The sequence below is a fragment of the Rhodococcus sp. DMU2021 genome (genome assembly GCF_019641445.1).
In the GTDB taxonomy this organism is placed as follows: domain Bacteria; phylum Actinomycetota; class Actinomycetes; order Mycobacteriales; family Mycobacteriaceae; genus Rhodococcus; species Rhodococcus pyridinivorans.
Map to the genome: position 1 here is coordinate 1 of NZ_JAIFKB010000066.1, position 2,554 is coordinate 2,554.

The 2,554-nt window shown below is 65.7% G+C and carries 1 protein-coding gene; it reads left to right on the forward strand.

Annotated elements, in window-relative coordinates; genetic code table 11:
• A partial coding sequence (gene mobF / locus K3M35_RS25570) for a MobF family relaxase (protein ID WP_220667259.1) occupies window positions 1-2,554 on the forward strand: 2,554 nt, incomplete at both ends.

Genomic DNA, 2,554 nt, shown 5'->3' on the forward strand with positions numbered 1-2,554 from the left:
TCAACGAGCAGTACAACAAGGCGCGTCAGCCGGTGGCCGGCTACGACCTGGTGTTCACCCCGATGAAATCCATCTCGTTGCTGTGGGGCCTGGGCGACGCGCAGGTCAAGGCCGCAGTCGAAGAAGCACACAAGCAGGCCGTGGACGAAGCGCTGGAGTGGATCGAAGATCAGGTGATCTACACCCGCCGCGGTAAAGGTGGGGAGCGCAAGGTCAAGGCCGACGGGCTGTTGATCGCCCGGTTCGATCACTTCGACAATCGCGCTGCGGACCCGAACCTGCACACCCACAGTGCCGTGCTCAATCGTGTCTATGCCGAAGGCCGATGGACCACCATCGACGGGTCGATTCTCTACAAGGCGAACGTGTCGGCGTCGGAGAAGTACAACACCCGCGTGGCCGATCTGGTGGCCCGCAAGCTCGGTGTCACCTTCGCTCCCCGACCGGATACGCCGGTCGGTAAGCAACCGGTCTACGAGGTCGAGGGCATCCCGTTGTCGCTGATCGAGGAGTTCTCCCGCCGCGCCGCGATCGAGGCACGCCAGGAAGAACTGGCCCGCGACTACAAGACCCGCTACGGCAAGAATCCCCCGAAGAAGGTGCAGTACGCCCAGGCGCAGCAGGCCACTCTGGACACCCGCAACGCGAAGAATCCCCCACGGTCACTGGCCGAGTTGCGGGCCGAATGGCGCGAGCGCGCCGAAGCGATTCTCGCCGGGAATGATCCCGCAGAGCTGGTCGACGCTGTCCGCGGAGAACGTGACCGCCGACCGGTGTTGACTCCTCAGCAGGTGCCGGCTCTCGTCGACGAGGTCGTCGAGACGCTCTCGCACAAGGTCGGGTCGTGGACGGTGTTCTCGGTGACCGCCGAGATCGAAAGGCGCCTGCGAGAGTTCAGTTTCACCGACGACGAGCAGCTACGCGCCATCCACGACGACGCACTCGAACTCGCACTGCGCGACTACTGCCTGCCCATCGACATCGAGGAATACCACCTGCCCGAGCGGATCAGCGACCGCGTCGAACGGGGACGTCGGCGCAGTCTGCTCGTCGATCGCGCACAGATGCGCTACACCGCTCAATCGGTTCTCGACGCCGAAGACTTCATGCGTCAACAGGCTCAGACAGGCGACGAGCACATCGTGGACGACCGGATCATTCGCCGCACGTTGCGCCGGATCGAGCAGGCGAACGGCCACGAGCTCGGCGCCGATCAGCTCGCCATGATCGAACACTTCCTCACCGCCGGCACACGGGTTGCCGTGGCGGTCGGTGCGGCCGGTGCCGGCAAGACCACCGCAGCCACCGTGATCGCCCGGGCCTGGGAGGCCGTCAACGGAAACGTCATCGCTCTGGGGCCGTCGGCCCGTGCCGCCGAAGTGCTCGGTGAGGAAATTTCGGTTCAGGGACGCACCATCGCCGACGTGCTCACCCGCGATCGCGTCGGTATCGCGACGGGGATCGGCCGCGGTGATCTTCTGCTGGTGGACGAGGCCGGTATGGCCTCGGCCCGCGACCTGGCCGACCTGACCCGCATCGCCACCGAGGCCGGGGCGGTGGTGCGGCTGCTGGGCGATCCGCAGCAGCTCGCCTCTGTCGAAGCCGGTGGCGTGTTGCGTGATCTGGCCGATCGCACCAACGCCCCGTTCCTGCGCAAGGTCCACCGTTTCGCCACCGTCGGTGAGGCCGAGGCGAGCCTGCGCTTGCGCACGGGCGATGTGACGGTGCTCGAGTGGTACGAGCAGAACGATCGCATCCGGCAGGGCATGGCGCACGAGCTGGCCGATCTGGTTTTCGACGCCTACGTCGCCGACGTCGAGGCCGGGCAGGTCGCGTTGATGGTCGCTCCGACCAACGATCTGGTGCGCGAGCTCAACGAGAAGGCCGCCGCCTACTACCGCACAGGCGGCACCGTCACCGGCCCCGGCATCGTCCTGGCCGACGGTCTCGAAGCCGCTGTCGGGGACGTGGTGGTCACCCGGAAGAACAACTCCAAGTACGTCGTCAAGGACTCCGACGGCAACACCTCGGGCCGAGTGAAGAACGGCGATCTGTGGACCGTGGCTGCAATCGGCGACGACGGATCGCTGCGGCTGCGCAACAACATCAGCGGCGGCCAGGTCACCGTCGCCGCCGACTACATCACCGACAACGTGCAACTCGGATATGCGACCACCGTGCACCGCTCGCAGGGCATGACGGTGGGAAGCTGCCACGTGCTCGCCGGAGCGAACATGGATCGCCAGTCGCTGTACGTCGCGCTCACCCGCGGCAAACACGCCAATATCGTCTACGCCGCCAACGACGAGCTGCCCGACTGGGACTTCGAACATCGCCCCGACGAGCATCCCGGCGCGATCGGTCTGCTCGCGAAGATCATCGCCCGCGACGGTTCCCAGCGCACCGTGCACCAAATGATCGAGGACGAACAACGCAAGGCCGCATCCTGGTCGACGATCACCAACACCTACATGCTCGCCGTCGGGGAGCTGTACGAGGACTACACCGAAGAGCTACTCGATCGGATCCTCACCGAGGAGCAGTTCGGCTGGGT